The 21583-nt window shown below is 37.5% G+C and carries 16 protein-coding genes and 1 pseudogene; 5 read left to right on the top strand and 12 right to left on the bottom strand.

From position 1 onward, the window contains the following. Positions 1-12: 12 nt before the first annotated feature. Genes dxs through icmW form a run of 4 tightly spaced genes read right to left on the bottom strand, consistent with a single transcriptional unit; the run spans position 13 to position 3944 of the window. Positions 13-1890, bottom strand: coding sequence for a 1-deoxy-D-xylulose-5-phosphate synthase (gene dxs / locus RICGR_RS05185; RefSeq protein ID WP_006035116.1), 1878 nt, complete (start codon positions 1888-1890; stop codon positions 13-15). A 24-nt stretch (positions 1891-1914) separates the two neighbouring features. Beyond that, positions 1915-2940: a hypothetical protein gene (locus RICGR_RS05180; RefSeq protein WP_240992229.1), complete on the bottom strand. Its 1026-nt coding sequence runs from the start codon at positions 2938-2940 to the stop codon at positions 1915-1917. 31 nt (positions 2941-2971) lie between these two features. Next, positions 2972-3490, bottom strand: a complete 519-nt coding sequence (locus RICGR_RS05175) for a hypothetical protein (protein WP_006035546.1) — start codon at positions 3488-3490, stop codon at positions 2972-2974. 1 nt (position 3491) lies between these two features. Beyond that, entirely contained in the window at positions 3492-3944 is a 453-nt protein-coding gene (gene icmW / locus RICGR_RS05170) for a type IVB secretion system protein IcmW (RefSeq protein ID WP_006035278.1), read from the bottom strand. A gap of 212 nt (positions 3945-4156) precedes the next feature. Between icmW and icmV the strand changes: the two genes are divergently transcribed. The 3 genes from icmV to RICGR_RS05155 are packed head-to-tail and all read left to right on the top strand — an operon-like array spanning position 4157 to position 7611. Beyond that, on the top strand, positions 4157-4609 hold the full coding sequence (icmV, locus tag RICGR_RS05165; protein ID WP_006035383.1) for a type IVB secretion system protein IcmV: 453 nt from the start codon (positions 4157-4159) through the stop codon (positions 4607-4609). After that, positions 4609-7086 carry a type IVB secretion system protein DotA gene (dotA, locus tag RICGR_RS05160; protein WP_006035795.1) on the top strand — a complete coding sequence of 826 codons (2478 nt, stop codon included), beginning with the start codon at positions 4609-4611 and terminating at the stop codon, positions 7084-7086. Before icmV ends, dotA begins: the two co-directional genes overlap by 1 nt. 42 nt (positions 7087-7128) lie before the next feature. Next, a complete protein-coding gene (locus RICGR_RS05155; protein WP_006035071.1) occupies positions 7129-7611 on the top strand; it encodes a hypothetical protein in 483 nt (160 codons plus the stop codon). Positions 7612-7620: 9 nt separating this feature from the next. Here the strand turns inward: RICGR_RS05155 and RICGR_RS05150 are convergent, their stop codons facing one another. From RICGR_RS05150 to pcnB, 7 genes are all read right to left on the bottom strand, one after another. Further along, positions 7621-8793 (bottom strand): hypothetical protein, encoded by a 1173-nt coding sequence (locus RICGR_RS05150; protein ID WP_006035955.1) that lies wholly within the window; start codon positions 8791-8793, stop codon positions 7621-7623. Between the two features lie 11 nt (positions 8794-8804). Next, positions 8805-11957, bottom strand: coding sequence for a hypothetical protein (locus tag RICGR_RS05145; protein WP_006035172.1), 3153 nt, complete (start codon positions 11955-11957; stop codon positions 8805-8807). A 374-nt stretch (positions 11958-12331) separates the two neighbouring features. Continuing rightward, complete coding sequence (locus tag RICGR_RS05135) at positions 12332-12652, bottom strand: hypothetical protein (RefSeq protein ID WP_040615190.1); 321 nt, start codon at positions 12650-12652, stop codon at positions 12332-12334. 12 nt (positions 12653-12664) lie between these two features. Beyond that, positions 12665-12820, bottom strand: coding sequence for a hypothetical protein (locus tag RICGR_RS07970; RefSeq protein ID WP_006035580.1), 156 nt, complete (start codon positions 12818-12820; stop codon positions 12665-12667). A 181-nt stretch (positions 12821-13001) separates the two neighbouring features. After that, a complete protein-coding gene (locus RICGR_RS05130) occupies positions 13002-13877 on the bottom strand; it encodes an LOG family protein (RefSeq protein ID WP_006034853.1) in 876 nt (291 codons plus the stop codon). 129 nt (positions 13878-14006) lie between these two features. Then, entirely contained in the window at positions 14007-15632 is a 1626-nt protein-coding gene (pgi, locus tag RICGR_RS05125; RefSeq protein WP_006035636.1) for a glucose-6-phosphate isomerase, read from the bottom strand. Continuing rightward, a complete protein-coding gene (pcnB, locus tag RICGR_RS05120) occupies positions 15629-16885 on the bottom strand; it encodes a polynucleotide adenylyltransferase PcnB (protein ID WP_081441697.1) in 1257 nt (418 codons plus the stop codon). The genes pgi and pcnB overlap by 4 nt, the downstream gene beginning before the upstream one ends. A 267-nt stretch (positions 16886-17152) precedes the next feature. Here pcnB and RICGR_RS05115 point away from each other — a divergent pair. Next, positions 17153-18373 (top strand): annotated as a pseudogene (locus RICGR_RS05115) (IS256 family transposase). Between the two features lie 44 nt (positions 18374-18417). Here the strand turns inward: RICGR_RS05115 and RICGR_RS05110 are convergent. Next, positions 18418-20595: a cation:proton antiporter gene (locus RICGR_RS05110; protein ID WP_006035192.1), complete on the bottom strand. Its 2178-nt coding sequence runs from the start codon at positions 20593-20595 to the stop codon at positions 18418-18420. Positions 20596-20696: 101 nt separating this feature from the next. Between RICGR_RS05110 and RICGR_RS05105 the strand changes: the two genes are divergently transcribed. Next, positions 20697-21578, top strand: coding sequence for an arginase (locus RICGR_RS05105; RefSeq protein WP_006035828.1), 882 nt, complete (start codon positions 20697-20699; stop codon positions 21576-21578). The last annotated feature ends 5 nt before the right edge of the window (positions 21579-21583 follow it).

The following is a 21583-nucleotide window of genomic DNA, read 5'->3' as shown; positions in this document are numbered from 1 at the left end:
GTGCTCACTGTACTAAAAAGTAAGGGATAGCGCTAGTCGTTGTTTAATTAAAGACATCAGCGCTGTCGTTTCTAATTCAGCTTGAGCAAGCAATACAGAGGGATCGCCATGTTCAATAAATTCATCAGGGAGCCCTAATATCAATAAGTCACAAAAAATACCCTGCTGATGTAAAAACTCACTGACTGCCGATCCGGCCCCACCTACCTTAACATTTTCTTCTAAGGTGACCAATAAGCGATGCGTTTTTGCTAAACGGGATAGCATTTTTTCGTCTAAAGGTTTAACGAAGCGCATATTGATGACTGTCGCATCCAACTGATCCCCGATGTGAAGTGCAGGATGGAGCAGGGAGCCAAAGGCGAGTAATGCGATCGTTTGGCCTTTTCGACAGATTTCAGCTTGACCGAGAGGTAATAACGACATTTCTTGCTGAATCGTAGCCCCTACACCCACCCCGCGTGGATAACGTACTGCACAAGGTGTTGAAAGGTGAAAGCCGGTATAAAGCATTTGTCTTAATTCGTTTTCATTACTAGGGGTCATCAGGGTCATGTGAGGAATACAGCGTAAATACGATAGGTCAAAACAACCCTGATGCGTAGCGCCGTCACCACCAACAATTCCAGCACGGTCTAAAGCAAACAATACGGGTAGATTTTGTAACGCGACGTCATGTATTAATTGATCATAAGCGCGTTGCAGAAAGGTCGAGTAAATAGCAACAACAGGTTTTAGACCGGCGCAAGCGAGCCCCGCTGCCAAAGTAACCGCATGTTGTTCAGCAATGCCAACGTCAAAGTAACGGTCGGGGTAACGTTCGGAAAATTCGACGAGATCGGAGCCTTCACGCATGGCCGGTGTAATGGCAATTAAGCGTTCATCGATAGCCGCCATATCACAAATCCATCGCCCAAAAATGTTGGCATACGTTTTTGGTTTTATCGGATTCGTTTTTGTTGAATTGCATGTTAAAAAATGTGGATTAACGGCATGATAAGCGATTGGATTTTCTTCGGCTGGCTTATACCCACGACCTTTGGTCGTGATGACATGAACGAACTGTGGTCCTTGGAGTTGACGTAAATTTTTAAACGTATTCAGTAATAAAGGTAAATCATGTCCGTCAAGGGGGCCAATATAATTAAAACCAAGCTCCTCAAACAAAGTACCGGGTACGAACATCCCTTTAACATGTTCTTCAGTGCGCTTAGCCAGCTTACGAATGCGAGGAATGGATTCCAAAATTTTTTTACTACCTGCTCTAACGCTTGAATAAAGTTTACTGGATAATATGCGGGCAAAATAATTAGATAAAGCACCTACATTGTTAGAGATGGACATGTCGTTATCATTGAGTACGACGAGTAGATCGGCATGAATATCGCCCGCATGATTTAACGCTTCAAAAGCCATACCCGCAGTTAATGCACCATCTCCAATGACCGCAATGGCTTTTTGTTTCGTATTGTTTTTTTTTGCTGCGATACTAAAACCTAATGCAGCACTGATAGACGTGCTTGAATGACCCACACCAAAACTATCAAATAGACTTTCATTTCGGGAGGGAAAAGGCGCTAAACCATGTGTTTTTCGAATGCTATCTAATTGGTCGCGACGACCAGTCAGTATCTTATGCGCGTAAGCCTGATGACCCACATCCCAAATAATAGCATCATGAGGCGTGTTAAACACATAATGCAATGCAAGAGTAAGTTCTACGGTACCTAAGTTCGCTGCAAAATGGCCACCACATTGATTCAGTGTTTGAATAAGAAATGTTCTTAATTCAGCGGCTAATTGAGGCAGTTGCGCGGGTGCGAGTTCACGCAACTGCTGGGGAGAATTAATCCGGACTAATAAAGAACATCGGCTATTATTGAGGTCCATGTCATTTATAAACAAAAATGATGCTTAATTATGATTCGAATTAAGAAGTGCTTGTGTCTGATTCTGTAATTGTGCACGTTCATTACTGTTAAGTTCAAGGACTAGAACCGACATAGTAGCGAGTAAACGTTCTAATGTCATCCGTGTATGATAGCTTTCGGCTAGATTTTCAGCGAGTAGCTCAGTTTGTTCGCGTTGTAAGGTCGCAGGATTTTCCTTGATTAAGTTTTCATACCAATTTTTATCAAGAATTCTACGTGTAGCCATAAAATTTTCTAGTTTTAATGGGCTGACTGGCGCATGGGTTTGACGCATTAATGTCATGAGCACCGGCTGAAGTGCAGGATCAACGTTGCGAGGACAGATGGGTTGACGTTCGGTATATAATTGATAAAAATTACTGAGCGCTATACTTTGTGTGGTTAAATAGCGACGTAGCGTAGCAAGATACTCTTTAACCGGTTTTTCACTGAGTTTAATTTTTAAATTAGTTTGTTTATCTCCCTCTAAATGAGCAGCCCATTGATTAAAATTAATGGTGTTTACAGGTGTTAACGTATTGGTTAAGGCATGAATAACATTTTTAGCAACGGTTTCTTCAGTAGGATTGTAGCTGATAGGTTGTAATAAACTATTAATGTCGATTGAGCCTAAAGGATTTTGTTCCACATTCGGATTAGATTGTTGGTAAGGCTCCCAGGTAAGTACTACTTTATTATTGATATTATCCATTAAGTCAGCCGATTGTTTTAATAATTGCTGTGTCAAAGGACTCACCAAAGGTGAGCTTGGATGGAGCAAATAAGCCGCTTGAGCAGTGTTAATGACAATCGTTAAGGCATCATCCGCGGGTGCCAGGTTCATTAATTTTTTTGAGATCGCCTCGCTACCATAACCCGCTACTAACTTTTTTATGCTCAGGGCCGTGAGATTAAGTGGTGGAATGGGATCTATATCGGCATAGCAAGGTAAAGCGAATAAAAAGGGTAACGTTAGAAAAATACGGATGAAATGGATTTTAATTTTTTTTATTTTTGATGGGTACATCATAACATCCTCATGGCGTTTGAGAGTAAATTTTTTAGTCATTGGCATTCGATGACGGGTTGTTTGCAGGGGCGACTTGCGGTAAAAAAATATTTGGAGGACTCGGAACGGTATTTTTTGAAGACGGTAAAGGTCCAGGGACAGGGATATTGGCATAAGGGTTCATTTTGACATTTTTTTCCCAAATAGTCGGTGTGCTTTTTGCCCACGGATTAGGCTGAAGCCAAGGGTTTTTGTTGGGGTGCGTTGCAGAAGCAGAAATATTTTCTGCTGGCGTAAAGGCTTTATCGGTATTGGGGTGATTTGAATGCGGTATTGGTTTTTTTGAAGAGGACTGAGAGGGTGTTTGCGCTTCGTTGAGGGGGAGGCTATCAGACTCTGTGGATTTTAAAGTATTTAGAATGGCTTGTGAAGCACGCATTTCAGATTGTTTAATTTCATTATGATAATCGTGTAGCGGATCGTTTGAAATTTCAAAATACGTAGCGTGTGCCCCATTTTCAAAAAACATAAAGAGAAAAATAGAGAGCGTAAACAATATTTTTTTTAACATGTCATTCACCCTCCAGAGCTTTTAAAACCAAGTTCAACCGATCTTCTGAAAAAACACGAGCCAATAAGCGCAAACGCTCAAAGCTAATATTTCTACGGAGAAATAAACCCGCTTCATCCTCTGGGCTTTGACTGACTTCTTCCGCGTGCATCAATAATTTTGCGGCAGATCCGGGGTGTGACGTGTCGAGCGCTTGAAGTAATCGTAAGGTACGCGACATACCAAGATGATTGCCTAAACGAATAAAGAGCGCTTGCTTGGCTAGTTTATCGAGATCAATTTTATCGATAGTATCCAGTTCTTTAGCGAAGGTTACAAGGCTTGCTTCAAGTGCAGCATCACCATTTTTGGTCCACGTTTCAACGCTTTCCATGAAGCAAAGAACGCGATAAATCAAAGGATCTTGATAGTGTTTCCAATAAAGGTGCGAACCTTTGTGAGAAAGATCAGGCATAATATATAACTTACTTTATTTTAATATTCTTTCCTATTCTGTATAAAACGCTACAAGGCTTAATTATCCAACTTAATGCGCATTAAATCAAATTGAATGTCTTGCAAATTAAAAATGGACGAATTAACCTCGAAGGTTATTGTTGGGAGCTAAAATTTGCAAGTTGATTGAGGCCAAGATAGTATAGACAATTAAACCCAACGCGGGGTGATATGAGTTTTTTTGGTCGTATAAAAAAAATAATGAAACCGGCAGTTGATGTTCCAAAATGGATAGACTATCCGCGATGGGTTAAAAGAAATCGGTTTTTTTTCAGGTTTATTAAAAAGTCCTTTATTCCTCATCACGCTAAAATGCAGGAATCCTTTGAGGAAGCGCTGTTACGACTTAAATTGACTCCTGCTGATTTAGTTCAACGCACTAAAGTATTTACGCGCTTATTGTGGATATGGATTTTCCTTTTTTTAGTAACCATTTTTTATAGTATTTATCTTTTCTCTATTCATGCTTATCGAGGGTTTTATCCTTGTCTTGGTATAAGCCTCATTATTTTAACCCAAGTTTTCCGCTATCATTTTTGGCTCTTTCAAATTAAACAGCGGCGTTTAGGTTGTTGCTTTCGTGACTGGTTAAACGGTCAATTTTTTACGAGGAACAAAAAATAATGAAAAAGTTTTTATTGGCTGGTTTTTTTTGTTTATTCCCATCCCTCGTGTTGTCCGATACGTTAAGCTTAGCACCCGCGTCGGCTGATTTATCAATGACTTATTTAGCCACCATTTTTGGGGTTGTAGATGGGGTATTACATGGAACAGGAAGTCAAATTTTAGGTAGTATGTTCGGTGCGTTTAATTCGATCATATTAGTCATGGCATCTACGGTATTAAGTTATGTTTTATTTGTATCGATCTTAAATACATCACATGAAGGGGAGTTCCTCGGCAGAAAATGGTCATCAATTTGGGTTCCACTCAGAACCGTCGGTGGTATCGGCTTATTGTTACCCAAAGCGACGGGTTATTCTTTTATTCAAGTGCTTGTCATGTGGGTTGTGGTTCAAGGTGTAGGTGCTGCAGACGAGGTTTGGAACGTTGCGTTAAACTATATGAATCGCAATGGCACCATTGTTGAACCTATCCAATCGCTAGCCCCTGATCACAATTTAGGAGAGGGGGATAATACCTTTCTCATCAATAGAGCTGGAAATATTTTAAAATCGGAAGCCTGTATGCTTTCTGTTCAAAATGCGCTAACCCGAGAAATCGCACAAAATGCGGGAGAGAAGGTGTACGTTCCTAATTTTATGAGCTCCTTATCGGTAACAGGAAAGAGCCCTGGCGGCGCTAACACAGGGTTACCTATCGATTACTCAAAAGATATTGGGGGTTTTATTACGTTCCCTGGAAAAAAAGGCTTAGTCAATACACCTTATGCTAAATATATAGGGATATGCGGAAATGCTTCATGGAATTTTATTGGGAAGGATGATCACAATCAGGTTGATAATCCAGCGCAATTAACAGCGAATGATAGTGCGAGTATTGCAGCAAGGCAAATGACATTAGATTTAGGTGGCCTTGCGAAATCGATTGCCAATAAATTAGTCCCCCCTAACTCCACGACTCCTATATTACCTATTCAATTAACAGTAGACCCTAGTCTTTTTAGCCCAAACAGTTTAGTGGATGCAGGGGATGATTATTTTGCGATTGTAAAACCTGCATTACGATCCTTGAATGATGATGCGAGCCAGCAATACAAAAAATTTATTACCAAAGCGAAAGAAGCTGGATGGATACTCGCCGGCAGCTATTATTATAATATGGCACGGTTAGAGCAAAGTATAAAAGAAAATACAGGCTTATTAGCCATTAAAGATAAATTGAATACGTCGTTTTTCCCAAACTATGATAAAGGAAGTTTCAATGATATCAGCAATGAAAATGTTAAAATTAATTTAAAAAATAATTTACCGATGAACAACGGCGTTATTGATCGTTATGTCGATGCTGAAATGGCACTGGCAGGGTCAAATAATAACCCAGGTCCTGAAGCGAATCCCACTTTTCCAGAAAATAAAGGAGAAATCCCCGCTGTTGGCAAGCTTGTTAATGGGCTGATGAATATCATCTTTCCACAAGTGTATGATTTCGAAAAAACACTCTCCGATAATATTAATAAACAACATAAGGACCCTATTTTTGCGCTAGTTTCTGTAGGAAATGGCTTAGTGGCTATGGTCGAAAAAGTATGGATAGGGATCCTCGGCGCAGCAGTTGCGTTAGGTGGAATTAGTGGCGTCGTTTCATTTTTCTTTCCAGGACCTGCCATTGTAGCCGGTTTAGTCGCTTCGGTCATTATATCGGTATTTATGCCATTAATTACGATTTGGATGATTATCAATTTAATTCTCGGTTCATTATTATCTTATTATGTCCCCCTTATCCCCTTTTTCTTATTTACGTTCGGTGCAATTACATGGTTTGCAGTTGTTTTAGAGGCTGTTTTAGCAGCACCCCTCGTGGCATTAGGCATAACGCATCCTGAAGGGCATGACTTTTTAGGGAAAGCTGAACAATCTATCATGTTACTTGCAAGTGTTTTTTTGCGTCCTATGTTAATGGTGTTTGGTTTGATTTTCGGTATTATTTTATCTTATGTTGCTTTATCCGTATTTAATCGTGGTTTTGCGATAGCAGTGCAGTTTTTAACAGAATATAACGGCGATTTATTGAGTATTATCTATCAATTAGCGATGATGGCGATTTATACAGCAGCGATATTAGCTATCGTTAATCGATCGTTTGCAATGATTTATGAAGTGCCTAATAAAGTGCTACGATGGATTGGTGGCCCACAAGAAAGTGGTCATGAAGAATCGATGTTGCAAAGTATTCGTGGTCAGCACGATCGAGATATAGGCCATATTGCGCAGCAAGCGCCTACTGCTCAAACGTTTAATGATGCGATAACAACCGGACAACAAGCAAGTAAAGCGATGTTGCCAGGAAATCAAACGTCTGCCACCACAGAAGGGGGTGATGAAGGTGGTACACCTCCTCCAGGCGGTGGTGGTGGCGCTTCAGGAGGCGGCGGAAGTAGCAGCGCAGCGCGTACCGCGGCTGAGACAGCGGCGTTATAAGTGACATTTTTTCTATAACCCCCCATAAAAAAAGGTTCTGTGATGAATGATGAAAAGCCCGATTTTGGTCTGGAAGCGTTATTTTCACAACTTTCGAAAATGACCTCCTATACGGAGGTCAATCGACAAGCTTACTTATATTTATTGTTATTGTGGAATTATTTTGAAGTTTCTTTCTCTGAAACAGAAAATAATACATCTAAAACTGAAAAACCAAACATTATCCACATGGATCATGCTTATTCAATCGTTGACTATGGGACGTGTCTGAAAGTATCTGCAGGAAGACATTACGGGTGCACATCGACAGGCCGATTACTGACCACCGTGAAAGAGATGATTAAATTGTTAAGTCATCGAGGCGCTAAACAACTACACTGCGAAGGGTTAATCGCCGCGAAACGTTTTGCTTGGTTAGAATGTGAAAAATACAAAATTAAGATTATAAATTTTATTCCGGACAAGCAAACATTAATACTTCGTAGCCGTTTGCCTCATCTAGATAGTTTTCGTCCTCAATTTTAACCGAAAAACCTATAATCGAAGTTCCATTGATGAATTTTCTGACGTTTGCTCTTCTTCGGAGTCATAGCCAGCATCGGATTGATAATCTTCTTTAGAGGAATCCATTTTTTTTATCGCGTTATACTCTTTTTTAAAATTTTCTTTAAGTGCTTGATTCGCCTTATGTAAACGTGTAGTTTGCAGTAAGTTTAACGAAAGTTTTTCCTTAATAACCGTCGATTTACCGTGGTTATCACATTGCTTGAGTGTATAATTTATTTTATTCGGATCGATTGCAATGCCGTCTTGTTTAATGATTGCTTCAAAGGCTGTGACCATTCTTTCAATGTCATTATTACAGATTATAGCGAGAAGATAGAATGTGAGTAAGGCAAGGAGAGCAACAGCAGGACTTCGACATTGAAATCCAATTTCTCCGATTTGTCTCGTGATTCCATTTCTATCAGGAACAGTCACGATAATATGAAATGTTTCGTCTGCTTTTTGATTTGCCAATTTATACAGTAATCTTTCTTTAAGATTCGGAATGTCGATTTTCCAACCGTGAGTTGGTTCAGGTGCAACACCTATCGAGAGTTTATCAAGATCGATTTCATTCACTGCAAAGCTTGTAGCAGAATTTTTTGAGCGAAGTTTTTTTTCCTCATTTCGGATATGCAATTTAAGCGCAGCTAATTTAGACCAGATTAAATTTATTTTTCTTACGTTATTATTATATTTTTTGCTTATTATATTCCAGTAATCACTAAAAGCCGCGCTTAATTCTTTTTCGTCAGCAGGGTTATTAAACACCTGATTTTGAATTCTTAATGTGTCGATTAATGTCGGGTAAACGTCCTGTTTAATGCGCTCAAGTTTCGATTTTAATTTGTTTTGAGCCGAATTTTCAGTTTCTGTAGGATCAAAATTGGTTTGAATTTCAGTTTCAGCAGCGGATAAAATCGTTTTATACACCTGTTGAAGCTTTTCATGGGATTCTTTCAGAATAGTGCTCAATACATTCTGGGTTAATTCTGATTTATAAAGAGCTTTTCCCTCCATAGAAAGATTATCTTCCAATTTCCCCCCAAACATTTTAAAAAACTCTGCTTCATCAAACTGAGGTAAATCATTTTGTAATGAATGACAAAGTTTTGTAGTTATTATTTCAAAGTTTTTTAAGTGAAGATCAAATAGTGACATAAACGGTTCCCTTAACGAAATCTAGAAACAGAAGGAATATGGACAGGCTGACATAGTTGTTTATTGATAGTATCAAGTTCATGTGATTGTAGTTTTAATTTATTTTTAATTTCAGTTTTTAGCAACTCTATTTCTGAAGGTTTTATGTCGAGTTCTGAATTAAAATCGCAGATTAACAGCGGATCGGTCGTATGACGTAATTCATTATAGGCGGCTGTAAAAAGCTGTAATTTTTTTTCCATGTCCGCTGAACATTGACCGACCTGGATGGTACAAATGGATCCGTTTTTGAAACTATTAACGGCATGAATCATTTGCGAAAAACTAATTTCGTTGACGTAGTTTGTTTGATAACCCATATAATCCTTAATCATAGTGCTCATATTTTTCCACGATTGATATGTTTCATAGAACAATGACTTATCATCGGTCCGTGTAACCGACCAGGTGCATTTTTCTTTATTCGATAACGTTTGCTCAAAAGTAAGCTTTTGATTAACTTCAAGTGCATTTTGTTTATAAAAAACATTGCTTTTAACAGAAAAAAAAGAAGTTGGAGAAATAGAGGGATTGACATCAGTGACCACACAACAATGATGTGGAATATAGACCGCTCCTGGGGCGGTTGAGCTTATTGCTGTCTCATGTCCTAATACGACATCGGCTTCTTTCATTTTTTTCATATTTTCAAGCTTTGCGATTCGGGTATACAGTGAATGATTCAGAGATTCTAATTTTTTTCTGAAAGAAAAAAGCCATTGAATATCAATTTTCCACTGGTCTCTTTTTTGTTGAATTTCTTGAAGGTTATAAAATTTAGATAATGTATTTAAGGTTTTTTCTACCTGCGTCAAAATATTTTTTTTGTCAAAAGGGAAAAGAGTAGCGTTGCTCGCAAGAATTTCACAAGTAATGGTTTCAGCGAGATTTTTATTTAAATAAGCCCATTTATTATTTCTTAATTGACCATTTATTTTTTCGAGTAAGATTTTAATTTGATCCGAATCAACAGACATCAACGTAGCCGATAGTGCGTTATTTAAATGAGTTTTAAATCGATCGCTATCCTCTTCCTCAACTAAATGAGGGTAGATTAAAAGCTTAGATTCAATTTCAGATAATAGTTCATGCCGTTTAGTAAGAAGCTTATTTTGAAACGTATGTAGCTTGTCTAATTCGGTTTTTAATGCGTTGACCGATTGATACGTAATGGCTTCATCGGTTAAGGGGGTTAAAGAAAATTGCTTTTTAAATTGTTGATCGAGTTTTTTTTGTTGTTTAGCATCCAGTATAAGTTTAATCGGTTGATTTGTGATGAGTCGTAATTTTTTTTCTAACCAACGGGTAGCATCACAATGGTCAATGTCGTTGTCTTGGGGAAGCGTTTTATGCAATGTTTCTAAAGCTTTCTTACGAAGCATTAAACGTAATGCTTGAAAGATTTCTTGATCAAATTGATGATTGGCCTGAGAACAAAAATAAGGATACTTTAATTGAAGTTCGGTAATAAATTCTGCAGGAGAATCGGTATATTGTAATTCTATAGGGAACGTTGATTTTTCGGTGTCCGTTAAAATCAAATCCATTGAACCTTCCGGTAGCGTATGAAATGATGAAAGACGATGAATATTAATTTTTTTAAAAATGGGATCTAAACGAAGATTAGGGAGATAATGTTCAAACTGTTGATCAATATTTTCTCGAAGTTGTTCCTGTAACCTTTGTTTACTCGCTTCCAAAAGATTTAGAGGAGCCGAATTATTTTTTATTAAACGCAGTATACTATTTTTTGCAGAAGTTTCTTCTAATAGTTGATTTACAGCTTCTTGACTCGCTTGAGCGATTCCATTGATTGGTTGATTTGGATCTAAGCGTAAACCGTGATCAGAAGCTTTATGGTTTAAAAGGTTTTCAGCAATTTTAATAAAATTAACCCGTTCATTGCGTTGTAACATTTTTATGCAACAATCAATTAAAATTTTCTGACTCACATCGACGATGTACGGTTTATAATCTTTGTTGTCCGATTCTAATGAATCAAAAATATAAGGCGCGAGTTGTTCTGCTTTATTTAAATGAGCGAACGATCTTAAATTATTGTTATTTATTTTTTCTATAATGAGGCAAAAAAGATGAGGGTTGTTAGAAAGTTCGAGTGTTAATTGGTTCGCACGATACGCAGCTTTTTCTTGAAGTTCAGCATCAAAATCAATACGCATATCGCTATTAATCAGAAATGAACGTTTAGCAAACTCGGTTGCTTTTTTTACAAATGCTTGAGTCAACGCGTTAACCATGGTCGAGTGATTGTCTTGTTTAAACGTGTCGGTTAGTTGTTCGGTGAGCGTGATGAGATTTCGAGTATTATTTTTATTTTCTTCTAATGCGGGACTCAATAAGCTATTCACAATGAATGGATCGGTTAAAATCTTTGTTGTCGCCGGATTAGAATCGTGCAAATTATTTATTTCAGGCCATAGGGTGGTTAGTTGAGCGTTTGAATGATCGTTATTGAGTAATGTCGTAGTCGTATTTTTAGCTAATCGTTGACGCTTTTCTTTTTCGCTATTTAAATCGAGTAAACAGTCTAATAAAGGTTTATTTTTATCTGAATAAAACGTTGTCAGTGTTGTATTGTATTCGACAGTAAAACGTTGCAATAATTCTGTTTCAAGCTTTTTTTGAATCTCATGAAGAGAGTTTTCTGTTGTCGGTTGGTTTTGCGCGGGTGAAGAAGATTCTTGATCTGTTGGGACTTCTGCTTTTAGTGGACTGGACGGCCTTTCGCGATTTTCGGTTGCCTGCGAAAGGGGGTGAGACGATAGGAACAAATGAGGTGTACTGTTGTATCGTTTTTTTGTATTGTAAGAGGCATTTGGATCCATTAACGCGCCCAATTCTTTTTGAAAGCGATAACAAGGAGAATCAATTGAAGATCTTGTTCCGCGAGAAGGATTATGATTCAAATTAATCAAATCGGAAGAATTATATCCCGATGACGCAGAAAAATTTTCTGAACTGGAGCTATTTTTTTGTATAGGATTTAAAAGAGGACCTGAACATAAAAGTTCCGAAGTAGAATCACTTAGTCCAAGATTTGTACCATGCATAACTTGCACTCCATGTGTTGTTGTGTTGGATGGAACTTGATTAAATGTTTTCATATCAAGTTCGTTTTGAATTTGTTTTAATTCAGATTTTTTTTCAAGCTTTAGATTATCATAATCAACATTTAATTGACTATAGTCTTTTTGACTACGAGCAAGTTTATTTTTTAAATGATCTATTTCATGATTCCTTTCAATTAATTTTTTTTCCTTATCGGCAGCTGAGTGAGTGAGTGTTCCAACTTTTTTTGTGAGCGTAATGAGTTGATTTTTATGAGTTGACTCAGATTCTTTTAGCCTATTGCGTCATTTCGCAATTGATTTATCAACGCATTTAAATTTTCATTTTTTTGAATTGTATTTTCGAATCTTTGTTGTAATTTCAGAAAATCCTCACGTTGATGGGCGGTTTGTTTTAATTGTTCATCCTTTTAAGTTTCTAATTGTTTAATTTGAGTGTGAAATGTTTCACAACGTTGATTTAAATCATCATTTTCTTTTAATAGTTCAGAAGAAGTTTTTAACTTTAATTTTTGTAATGCAATTGAAACACGAGAACGAACATTATTGACAGATAATTCATTTTTAAGTGTTCTATTTTCACTTTCTAAACAATCCCTTTGTGTGCGCAGTTGATTATTTTCCCTATCAATCCAATGGCAAGCATTTTCTAAAAAAGAAATCTGTTCTTCTAATTCTGTCATTTTATCTTTTAAATGTGTTGTATTTTTATCTACATTATTTAATGTCATTGTCTGATTTAATCATTTCTTTTTCAGAATTTTTGTCAAGTGTTTTTTTGTTTTTTGGGAATTTGGAGAAGAAAGTGATGTTTTTTGTTTACGAGAGGTATCGTTTAAAAATTTATGTTTCTTTTCAATGGATTCTTTAACCGAAACGCGTTGATTTTTAAAAGGCATTTTTTTTATTCCTTGTTTTTTCTTTGTTAATCGTAACAAATATTTTTATTTATTTTATTTTACAGATTAAAACTTAAGGAAGTCTTAAGGTTTTCTTAATGAAAGAAACCATTTGTTTTTACAAAAATAAATGGGTTTGCGATGACGTGAAAAATTATATCCGTTTTATAATTTATTTATTTCACGTTAAATTATAAAATTGAGCAATGATTTTCCAGGCTTGTTCCGCTGTTTCAACGTAACGAAAAAATTTTAAATCGTTTACGTCAATCATTCCCTCACTCACTAAAAAATTAAAATTAATTAATTTGGACCAATATTTTTTACCGAATAACAATAAGGGAATGGGCTTAATTTTTTTGGTTTGTAATAGGGTTAATGCTTCAAAAAGTTCATCGAGGGTACCGTAACCGCCTGGAAAACAGACTAAGGCTCTGGCACGAATGAGGAAATGCATTTTACGGATAGCAAAATAATGGAATTGGAAACATAAATCCGGCGAAATATAAGGATTAGGACTTTGTTCATGTGGTAAAACGATGTTTAAACCAATGCTTTTTGCGTTGACATCTTGGGCTCCTCGATTAGCGGCTTCCATAATGCCAGGTCCACCACCTGTGACAATCACGAAATGACGGCGTTTATTTTTTTGACACCGTTCAGAGATAATTTGACTAAAACGTTGTGATTCTTGATAATATTTCCCTTTTTCGAGTTGATTTTTAAGTCTCTTTTCTTCTTTTTTGGCAGAGAGATTCGTTGGATTTTGTTTTAACGTGTGTTGTATCTTTTTTAATTGTTGCTTCGTTATTTCAGGATCGATAACACGAGCACTACCAAACACAACAATCGTGGATTCTATCTTTAACTTTTGTTGGGAAAGTTCAGGCTTTAGTAATTCCAATTGTAAACGCACAGAACGTAATGATTTGTGGAGTAAGAAGTCATGATCTAAAAAAGCCAGCTCATAAGCAGGCCAGGCTACTTTTTGATGGTCCCGACGTTTTTTGAGTTCATTTTTTGCAGAGGAAAAGGGTTTCGAGTTGACACTATCCATGCATGAACCTTGAAAGGAAAATGATAAGTATATCAGTGCCCTCTGAGTGTGGCTAATTCATTATTCATTGAAGCTGATTTTGTTGATTTCTTTAGAACAACCGACTGACGGATAGAATACGATAAACGTTCATATTTTACGCGTGTGCTTTAATGAACAATTTAGGGTTTGAAAACGTTCAATGAATGCTCGTGTAGAACTGTCCAAAGGGGTCATTAAGGAGGTATCCGTGTTGTTCAACTGTTGATAAATTGTTTTATTTAATTGTTTTCCATACTCAACGCCCCATTGATCAAAGGGATTAATCTGCCAGATAACACTTTGTACAAAAACTTTATGTTCATAAAGTGCGATTAATAATCCTAAACTAAAGGGGTTAAGTTCATTCAATGCCAAGATAGTATTGGCATGATTTCCAGGGAGGCATTGATAACCGTTATCACTCACGTAACCTTCCATAAATACTTTGCTTTGGCTAAGTACACTGGAAATAACCTGTCGATGATCGTTAATATTCATTGAGGGGTCACGTAATGTACAAATGAAATCAGCTGAAAAATGGGCTGTACCTTGGTGAAAGAGTTGATAAAAAGTATGTTGCGCATTTAATCCATGCGCACCGAAAATAATAGGACACGTTGCATAGTCGATTGGTTTTCCATGAATAGAAATTGATTTTCCGTTGCTTTCCATTTCTAATTGTTGCAAATAAGCCGGTAAATAGTGTAGCCGAGTATCGTAAGGGAGTATGGCATGTGCTGACGTTTGAAAAAAATTGACTTGCCATACGCCTAATAAACCGAGTATGACGGGTAGGTTGGTTCGCCAAGGTTGATTGAGGAAATGTTGATCCATCGTATAAGCACCCTGAAGCAGCGTGCGAAAATTGGACATACCTACGGCTAAAGCAATCGGTAAACCGACTGCAGACCATAAAGAATAACGGCCACCCACCCAATTCCAAAGTGGAAATATATGCGCGGGGTCGATGCCAAACGCAATCGCTTTTTCGATGTGGTGAGTGACGGCTAAAAAATGCCGTTTGGTGGATTGTGCACCGTATTTTTCCTGAAAGTGTTTGAATAATTGTGTGGCACTGGAGAGGGTCTCGTGCGTCCTAAACGATTTGCTGGTAATAATAAACAAACTGGTTTCTAAATTTATTTTTTTTATTAAATACGATAATGAATCATCAATGGGGGAAATAAAATGAAGATTGATCGAATTTTCTTTCCAGGTTTTTTTTAAGGCATGCACGACCATGCGGGGGCCTAAATCGGAGCCTCCTATGCCTAAATGAATAATATCAGTTATTTTTTTTCCACTCCATCCACGCCATCGATGTTGATGTATTGCGTCTACAAACTGTTGCATTTTATCGAGATTGGTATGAATTTTAACTAAAATATCTTCTCCGTTAATCAGGAGCCCCTTTTTATGGGGGTTACGTAATGCAGTATGGAGCGCAGGAAGATGCTGTGTCGTATTCACACAAGCGCCTTGAAATAAATCGTTAATTTTCTGTTTTAAATGGAGTCTATCCGCTAATTGAATTAATAAAGTCAATGTTTTTTCAAGTATTGGGTTTTTTGAATAATCAACAGTTAAGGGTTTTTCCGTTAAACTAAAGGTTTTAGCCCGAAACGGATCATTTAAAAATAATTCGGTCAGTGGTATTTTTTTTAGGTCTGAAGCATGTTGTTTTAAATTTTTCCATTCATCCGAATGAGTAAAGCGAGAGGGTGCGCCATTCATAGTGTTCTTCCCCGTTTTCTAGGGCCTCTCGTTTCTCGAGACGTTAAGGTCGCGGCATGTATTAATTTTTTTCGAGTCATCTCATCCGCGTCTAAAAAACGTATCCACCAGGTTGCAATCTCAGAATCGACTTCTTTAATTTCAGTACGTAACAATAAAAAATCAAAAGCAGCACGAAAACGCGGGTGATGTATTAAACGGTGTAACATAAAAGGTTGTCGTTTTAACAATCGATGTTGTAAATCCCAAATTTCTCGAATGACAGTGCTATATCGACGTGAGAGTGTAATCATTTTTTGCTGTTTATTCAGTGCATAGTTAACAGCCTGTTGATGAGCGACAAAACGAGGATTCTGTTGGGCAATGAGCTGTTGTGTTTTTACTTTTACGGTAGGCCATAAAAATACGGCAAATAAAAAAGCAGGTGACACTGTTTTTTTTTCCCGGATGCGTCTATCGGTATTTTTGCAAATAAGTGTTAAAAGTTTGTCGGTATCATCATTGCTTTCTCGTTCAGGAAGCGGAAATAATTCCTGGAGTAAGTGATAGTGTTGAAGCAATTGGTAGTTTTTTTCAGCTTGGCCATGATGAAAAAGTTTAAGGACTTCATCAAATAAACGAGCAGGCGATACATAACGAAGAAGGGGGGCAAGCTGGGGTATCGGTTCTGCGGTTGCTTTATCTAATTGAAAATTTAATTTTCCAGCAAAACGAATAGCGCGTAATAATCGAACGGGGTCTTCTTGATAGCGCAATCGCGGTTCACCAATGATGCGAACAATTTTATTGTGGATATCTGCAAGCCCCCCGCAATAATCGACCAACGAAAAATCAGCAATATTGTAGTATAAAGCGTTTAATGTAAAATCTCGGCGCCATGCATCTTCTTCGATAGTTCCATAAACGTTATCCCGTAATAACATCCCATGCGTTGCAATTTTACGGTGCTTAAACGATTTTTTTTTGCTTCGTGCTCGAAACGTACTGACCTCTATAATTTCTTTGCCAAAACGGATATGCGCGAGTCGAAAACGTCTGCCAATTAATAGGCAATTTCTAAAAAGTTTTTTAATGGCTTCCGGGCTTGCATTTGTAGCAATGTCAAAATCCTTAGGTTTTTGCTTGAGTAAAATATCACGTAAGCACCCTCCTACTAAATACGCACTGTATTTATGTTGACGGAGACGATATAAAACCTTGAGCGCATTATAGCTAATATCTTTGCGAGAAATAGTATGTTCAGCCCGGGAAATAATTTGAGGGGGTGAATGCGCTATTTTCTTTGAAAATAGCCGATGAAAAAAATGCTTAATAATGATGGTTTTCCTCTAAAATAGGTTTATGCTAGCATAATGCAAAGTTTTTGGTACCCCAGAAAACACGAATAGCCGATAGAAGGCTGGTTTTGCACAGATTATCTATCCTGATCGATACGAAAAGAAAGGCGAATCATAAACTTTGGGGGAGTATTCAATTAACTGTGTCAACGCTAAACTAAATCAACAATTTTAGGAGTTGACATGAAACAAGCCATACTCAGTAAAGAATTTGAAGCTGAAGCGATAGCACGGCTAAAATCAGGAGAATCGTTAACAGGAAAAGATGGAATATTAACGCCGTTAATAAAACAAATTATCGAAGCATCGTTAGAGGGGGAAATAGACGCTCATTTATCAGAATCTAAAGCAACGGATATCTCAAATCGACGCAATGGAAAAACCAGTAAGTTATTAAAAACGGGGACAGAAAGTTTTGAGCTAGAAACACCCCGAGACCGTTTAGGAACGTTTGAACCACAAATGGTTAAGAAACGTCAAACGGTTTTAAACGAGTCCTTAGATAACAAAATACTGTCATTGTATGCACTTGGGATGAGCTATGAGGCGATCCAAGAACATCTGGCGGATATGTATGGTCTTGAGGTTTCAGCCGCTAAAATTAGCTTGATAAGCGATAAATTAATGCCGGTTATAACGGAATGGCGAAATAGACCGTTAGAATCTGTGTATCCCATCGTATTTCTCGATGCCATGCATTTTAAGGTGCGTATTGAAGGAAAAGTCAGTAGTCGTGCTTTTTATTCGGTTTTGGGTGTTAACAATCAGGGTCGTAAAGAAATTTTAGGGCTGTATCTTTCTGAAAATGAAGGTTCTCGTTTCTGGCTACACGTTTTAAATGATTTGTGCGCTCGCGGAGTTGAGGATATTCTCATTGCTAGCATTGACGGATTAAAGGGTTTTCCTGAAGCCATTGCTGAGGTTTTCCCCCAGACAGAAATTTAGCTTTGTGTGATTCATCAAATCCGTAACTCATTAAAGTACGTGACCAGCAAAGATCAAAAATCCTTTATGGCTGATTTAAAATTGGTTTATCGTGCGAGCTCCAAGGATTTAGCCGAGCATCGCCTATTGGAGCTTGATGAAAAATGGGGTAAAAAATACCCTGCTGTGATTAAGTCTTGGCAAACTCAATGGGAGCGTTTGTCTCAGTATTTTAAGTACCCAGAAGAGCTACGACGTATTGTTTACACAACGAATATAGTGGAGGGGTTTCATCGGCAAGTGCGTAAATATACCAAAAATAAAGGCGCTTTTACTAGTGAAAATGCCTTACTTAAATTAATTTACTGTGCCTGTCAAAAAATACTAGAAAAGTGGTACCAGCCCCTGCATAATTGGGCCTTAATTGCCTCTCAACTACAGATATTTTTTGATGGCAGATTAAATTTACAGTTACGATAAAATTATTAATGACACAGTTTTGTGAACACTCTCAACTTTGGTGATTAATGTGACGTTTTATAAACTAATAGGATTAATAAGTCTTCCTTGTGAAGAATCGTTTCTTTATTGGGGTTAATTTTTCTGGCCTTTTGACGTTCCATGCCGAGTACTATTCCATCAATGTGTGTTTTTTTCAGGGCTTCAGCAATACTAAGTCCTACAAAAGGGTGATTTTTGTCGAGTAAAAAGGTTTTTAACTCAAGCTGGTTGAATAATTCTAATTCTTCATGATAGGTTGTTATTTTTAACAATTGACTAAACGTATCGATTTGTTCATCACTCCCTAAAATAAATAATTTATCATAAAGTCTAATTTTCTCATGATGGGTGGGGCTTAGGATAATTTTAGGACCCCGATAAAGCGCAATAACATGGATACCAAATTGTTGGAAAAGCTTTAATTCTTGTAACGTTTTATTAATAAAATAATAATTATTTTGGATATCTGTCCCTTTTAAATTAATCCCCCACGCATTTAATTCATCTTTAAACGTTTCGTGAATGCTGGGTGTTTTGATGTTGGCTAGAAATCTTTTTTCAAGCCAAGGATAAAATTTTTGCAAAGGTTTATGTAATAAACTAAATAACGCGAGTGCAACAATCAGTAATACTAAAATAATGGACCACGTATGAAAGTAAGTAATGGCTAACGTCGTAAGAACAGTTAACGTAAATGTCCACCCTAAGACAATAATCGGTTTAATGGCCGTATGTCGTCGATGAGGAAAGGCGCGATAAGCAAAGATCATTCCCCAAATAAAAGGGGATGCGAATAAGAAAGCAATTAAGCAACTTAATGTGTTGACCCAATAGGTATTACTAATCCATTGGTTTATTTTTGGAAATATCCATTTTTCGCTTAAGCTAAAAATGATAGCGACCATGACGCTATTAATCAGTAAACGCGTAATATATTGACTATACATAACCCGTTTTTTCTTTAGCCTTAAATAACGATGGATAAGTATTGCGTAATGATTTAAAAATGCGCTTGTGCGCGGAGGGAGATTTTTTTCTAAAAATTGACTGAAAGTTGCTGAAGATAAAATGAGATAGGGTGTTGTAAAGGTCGTCACGGCCGAAACGGCAATAATAATGGGGAAAAGGGCTGGGCGTGTGACCTGAAGGGTTAGACCCAGCCCTGCGATAATAAAAGAAAACTCGCCAATTTGAGCCATACTAAAACCTGAACGTACAGCAGTTGTTAAGCTTTGTCCTGCGACTAAGGCGCCGGTTGCAGTTGCAAAAATTTTAGCAACAATAGTCAGGATAGAAATGAATAGGACAACTCCACTATTTTGAATGATGATACTTGGATCGATGAGCATACCGACAGAAATAAAAAATACAGCCGCAAAGATATCACGGATAGGACGCATATATTGTTCAATAAACTGAATCAAATCAGTTTCAGCTAAAATAGACCCCATAATGAATGCGCCTAAAGCAGTCGAGTAACCAAAATAAGCAGCAATACAAACCAGTATTAAGCATAAAGCGACAGATACAATGGTTAAGGTTTCTTGATTGGCAATATTGACTAACTTTCGGATTAACGTTGGAATTAAAAAATAACCAATCAAAAACCAACTCCCGACAACAATAAAAAGTTTGATAGCGGAATCTGCAAGTGTGGTAGAAATAACGGCATGGGTCCCCACCACAATGGAAAGACCTGCCAGTAATAAAATAGCTAATAGATCCTCCACAATTAATACACCGAATATCAGCTCAGCAAAATGTTTACTCTTTAAGCCCAATTCTTCCATGGCTTTAATAATGATGGTGGTTGATGAGATAGAAAGTGCAGCCCCTAAAAATATACAGTCATAAATAGGCCAGCCTAAAAATTTGCCTAATAAAAAGCCGATCAATAAAACAATCACGACTTCAAAAATTCCAGTAATGATAGCCGGTGTCCCGACCCGTTTCAGTTTGTGAAAACTGAAGTCTAAACCCAGTGAAAACATCAAGAAAATAACGCCTAATTCGGAGAGCGTACGTAAACTGGGCACATCGGCGACTAAATCATAAGGAGGAATGTGAGGACCGACGATCATTCCGGATAATAAATAACCTAATACGACCGGTTGTCTTATTTTTTGGAATAAGAGCGTGACGAGGCTCGCTACACCTAATATAACAGCAAGATCTTTAATAAGGGGAGCAAGAGGTTGCATAAATCTATTGTTAGTCGGCTTTTCAGATATATCAAGTTTAAGTGGATTTAGATATGATAAGCATTCAAAAATAAAATGAATAATAAAGAGGTAGAAATAAATTGAGCGGTTCACTTTCCTTAATTGGTTATGCATCAGGCGTTGCTGCGAATGATGAAGGGTGTGCCAACGGCCCCATACAGCTAAAAAAACAGGGTTTAGCGCAACAATTATCTGAGCAGAACATTCCCAGTCATTGGCAAGCGATGCTTATTCCAGGTGATCCTACCCACACGAAGTTGCAACGTATACGACAACTGAATATCGAATTATCCACGTTAACGTTTCGTTGTGTTCAACAGAATAAACGGTTTGCTGTATTAGGGGGGGACCATTCTTGTGCAATAGGAACGTGGAGTGGAGTCGCTGCCGCATTAGCAGAACAATCCAACAGTAAATGGGGAATGATCTGGATCGATGCACACATGGATAGTCATACCTTTGAAACAACGCCAACTGGAAATGTTCATGGGATGTCGCTGGCCGTTTTACTAGGTCATGGCGATAAATTGCTCACTCACATCGCAATGCCTCGCCCTAAGCTCTGTCCGAAACATTTAGTTTTAATAGGTATTCGTAGTTTTGAAACAGGAGAGCAAAAGTTATTAGAGCGTTTAGGGGTACGTATTTATGATATGCACTGTATTGAAAAAAAAGGATTAAAGACTGTTTTCACAGAAGCCTTAGCGTATATGAAAGAAAATAATTTAAAAGTGGGAGTGAGTTTAGATTTAGATGGTATTGATCCTTTTGATGCGCCGGGGGTCGGGGTGCCAGAGGTTAATGGTATTTCAGGAAGAGATTTATGTCAGGTGCTTATTCAATTACGTCAAGAACCGCAACTGATGGGCGTTGAAGTCGTTGAATACAATCCTTATCATGATAAGAACAATAAAACCGAATGGTTAATCAAAGAAATATTACTGAGTATTTTTGGAGCCTAAAACGA

The organism is Rickettsiella grylli (assembly GCF_000168295.1).
Classification (GTDB): Bacteria; Pseudomonadota; Gammaproteobacteria; order Diplorickettsiales; family Diplorickettsiaceae; genus Aquirickettsiella; species Aquirickettsiella grylli.
Note: the sequence above shows the minus strand (reverse complement) of the source record. Positions and strands in the feature narration are given on the sequence as shown.

Coding starts and splice junctions, on each gene's coding strand:
- dxs (WP_006035116.1), bottom strand. CDS start 1,890: ATGGACCTCAATAATAGCCGATGTTCTTTATTAGTCCGGATTAATTCT.
- RICGR_RS05180 (WP_240992229.1), bottom strand. CDS start 2,940: ATGATGTACCCATCAAAAATAAAAAAAATTAAAATCCATTTCATCCGT.
- RICGR_RS05175 (WP_006035546.1), bottom strand. CDS start 3,490: ATGTTAAAAAAAATATTGTTTACGCTCTCTATTTTTCTCTTTATGTTT.
- icmW (WP_006035278.1), bottom strand. CDS start 3,944: ATGCCTGATCTTTCTCACAAAGGTTCGCACCTTTATTGGAAACACTAT.
- icmV (WP_006035383.1), top strand. CDS start 4,157: ATGAGTTTTTTTGGTCGTATAAAAAAAATAATGAAACCGGCAGTTGAT.
- dotA (WP_006035795.1), top strand. CDS start 4,609: ATGAAAAAGTTTTTATTGGCTGGTTTTTTTTGTTTATTCCCATCCCTC.
- RICGR_RS05155 (WP_006035071.1), top strand. CDS start 7,129: ATGAATGATGAAAAGCCCGATTTTGGTCTGGAAGCGTTATTTTCACAA.
- RICGR_RS05150 (WP_006035955.1), bottom strand. CDS start 8,793: ATGTCACTATTTGATCTTCACTTAAAAAACTTTGAAATAATAACTACA.
- RICGR_RS05145 (WP_006035172.1), bottom strand. CDS start 11,957: ATGAAAACATTTAATCAAGTTCCATCCAACACAACAACACATGGAGTG.
- RICGR_RS05135 (WP_040615190.1), bottom strand. CDS start 12,652: ATGACATTAAATAATGTAGATAAAAATACAACACATTTAAAAGATAAA.
- RICGR_RS07970 (WP_006035580.1), bottom strand. CDS start 12,820: ATGCCTTTTAAAAATCAACGCGTTTCGGTTAAAGAATCCATTGAAAAG.
- RICGR_RS05130 (WP_006034853.1), bottom strand. CDS start 13,877: ATGGATAGTGTCAACTCGAAACCCTTTTCCTCTGCAAAAAATGAACTC.
- pgi (WP_006035636.1), bottom strand. CDS start 15,632: ATGAATGGCGCACCCTCTCGCTTTACTCATTCGGATGAATGGAAAAAT.
- RICGR_RS05110 (WP_006035192.1), bottom strand. CDS start 20,595: ATGCAACCTCTTGCTCCCCTTATTAAAGATCTTGCTGTTATATTAGGT.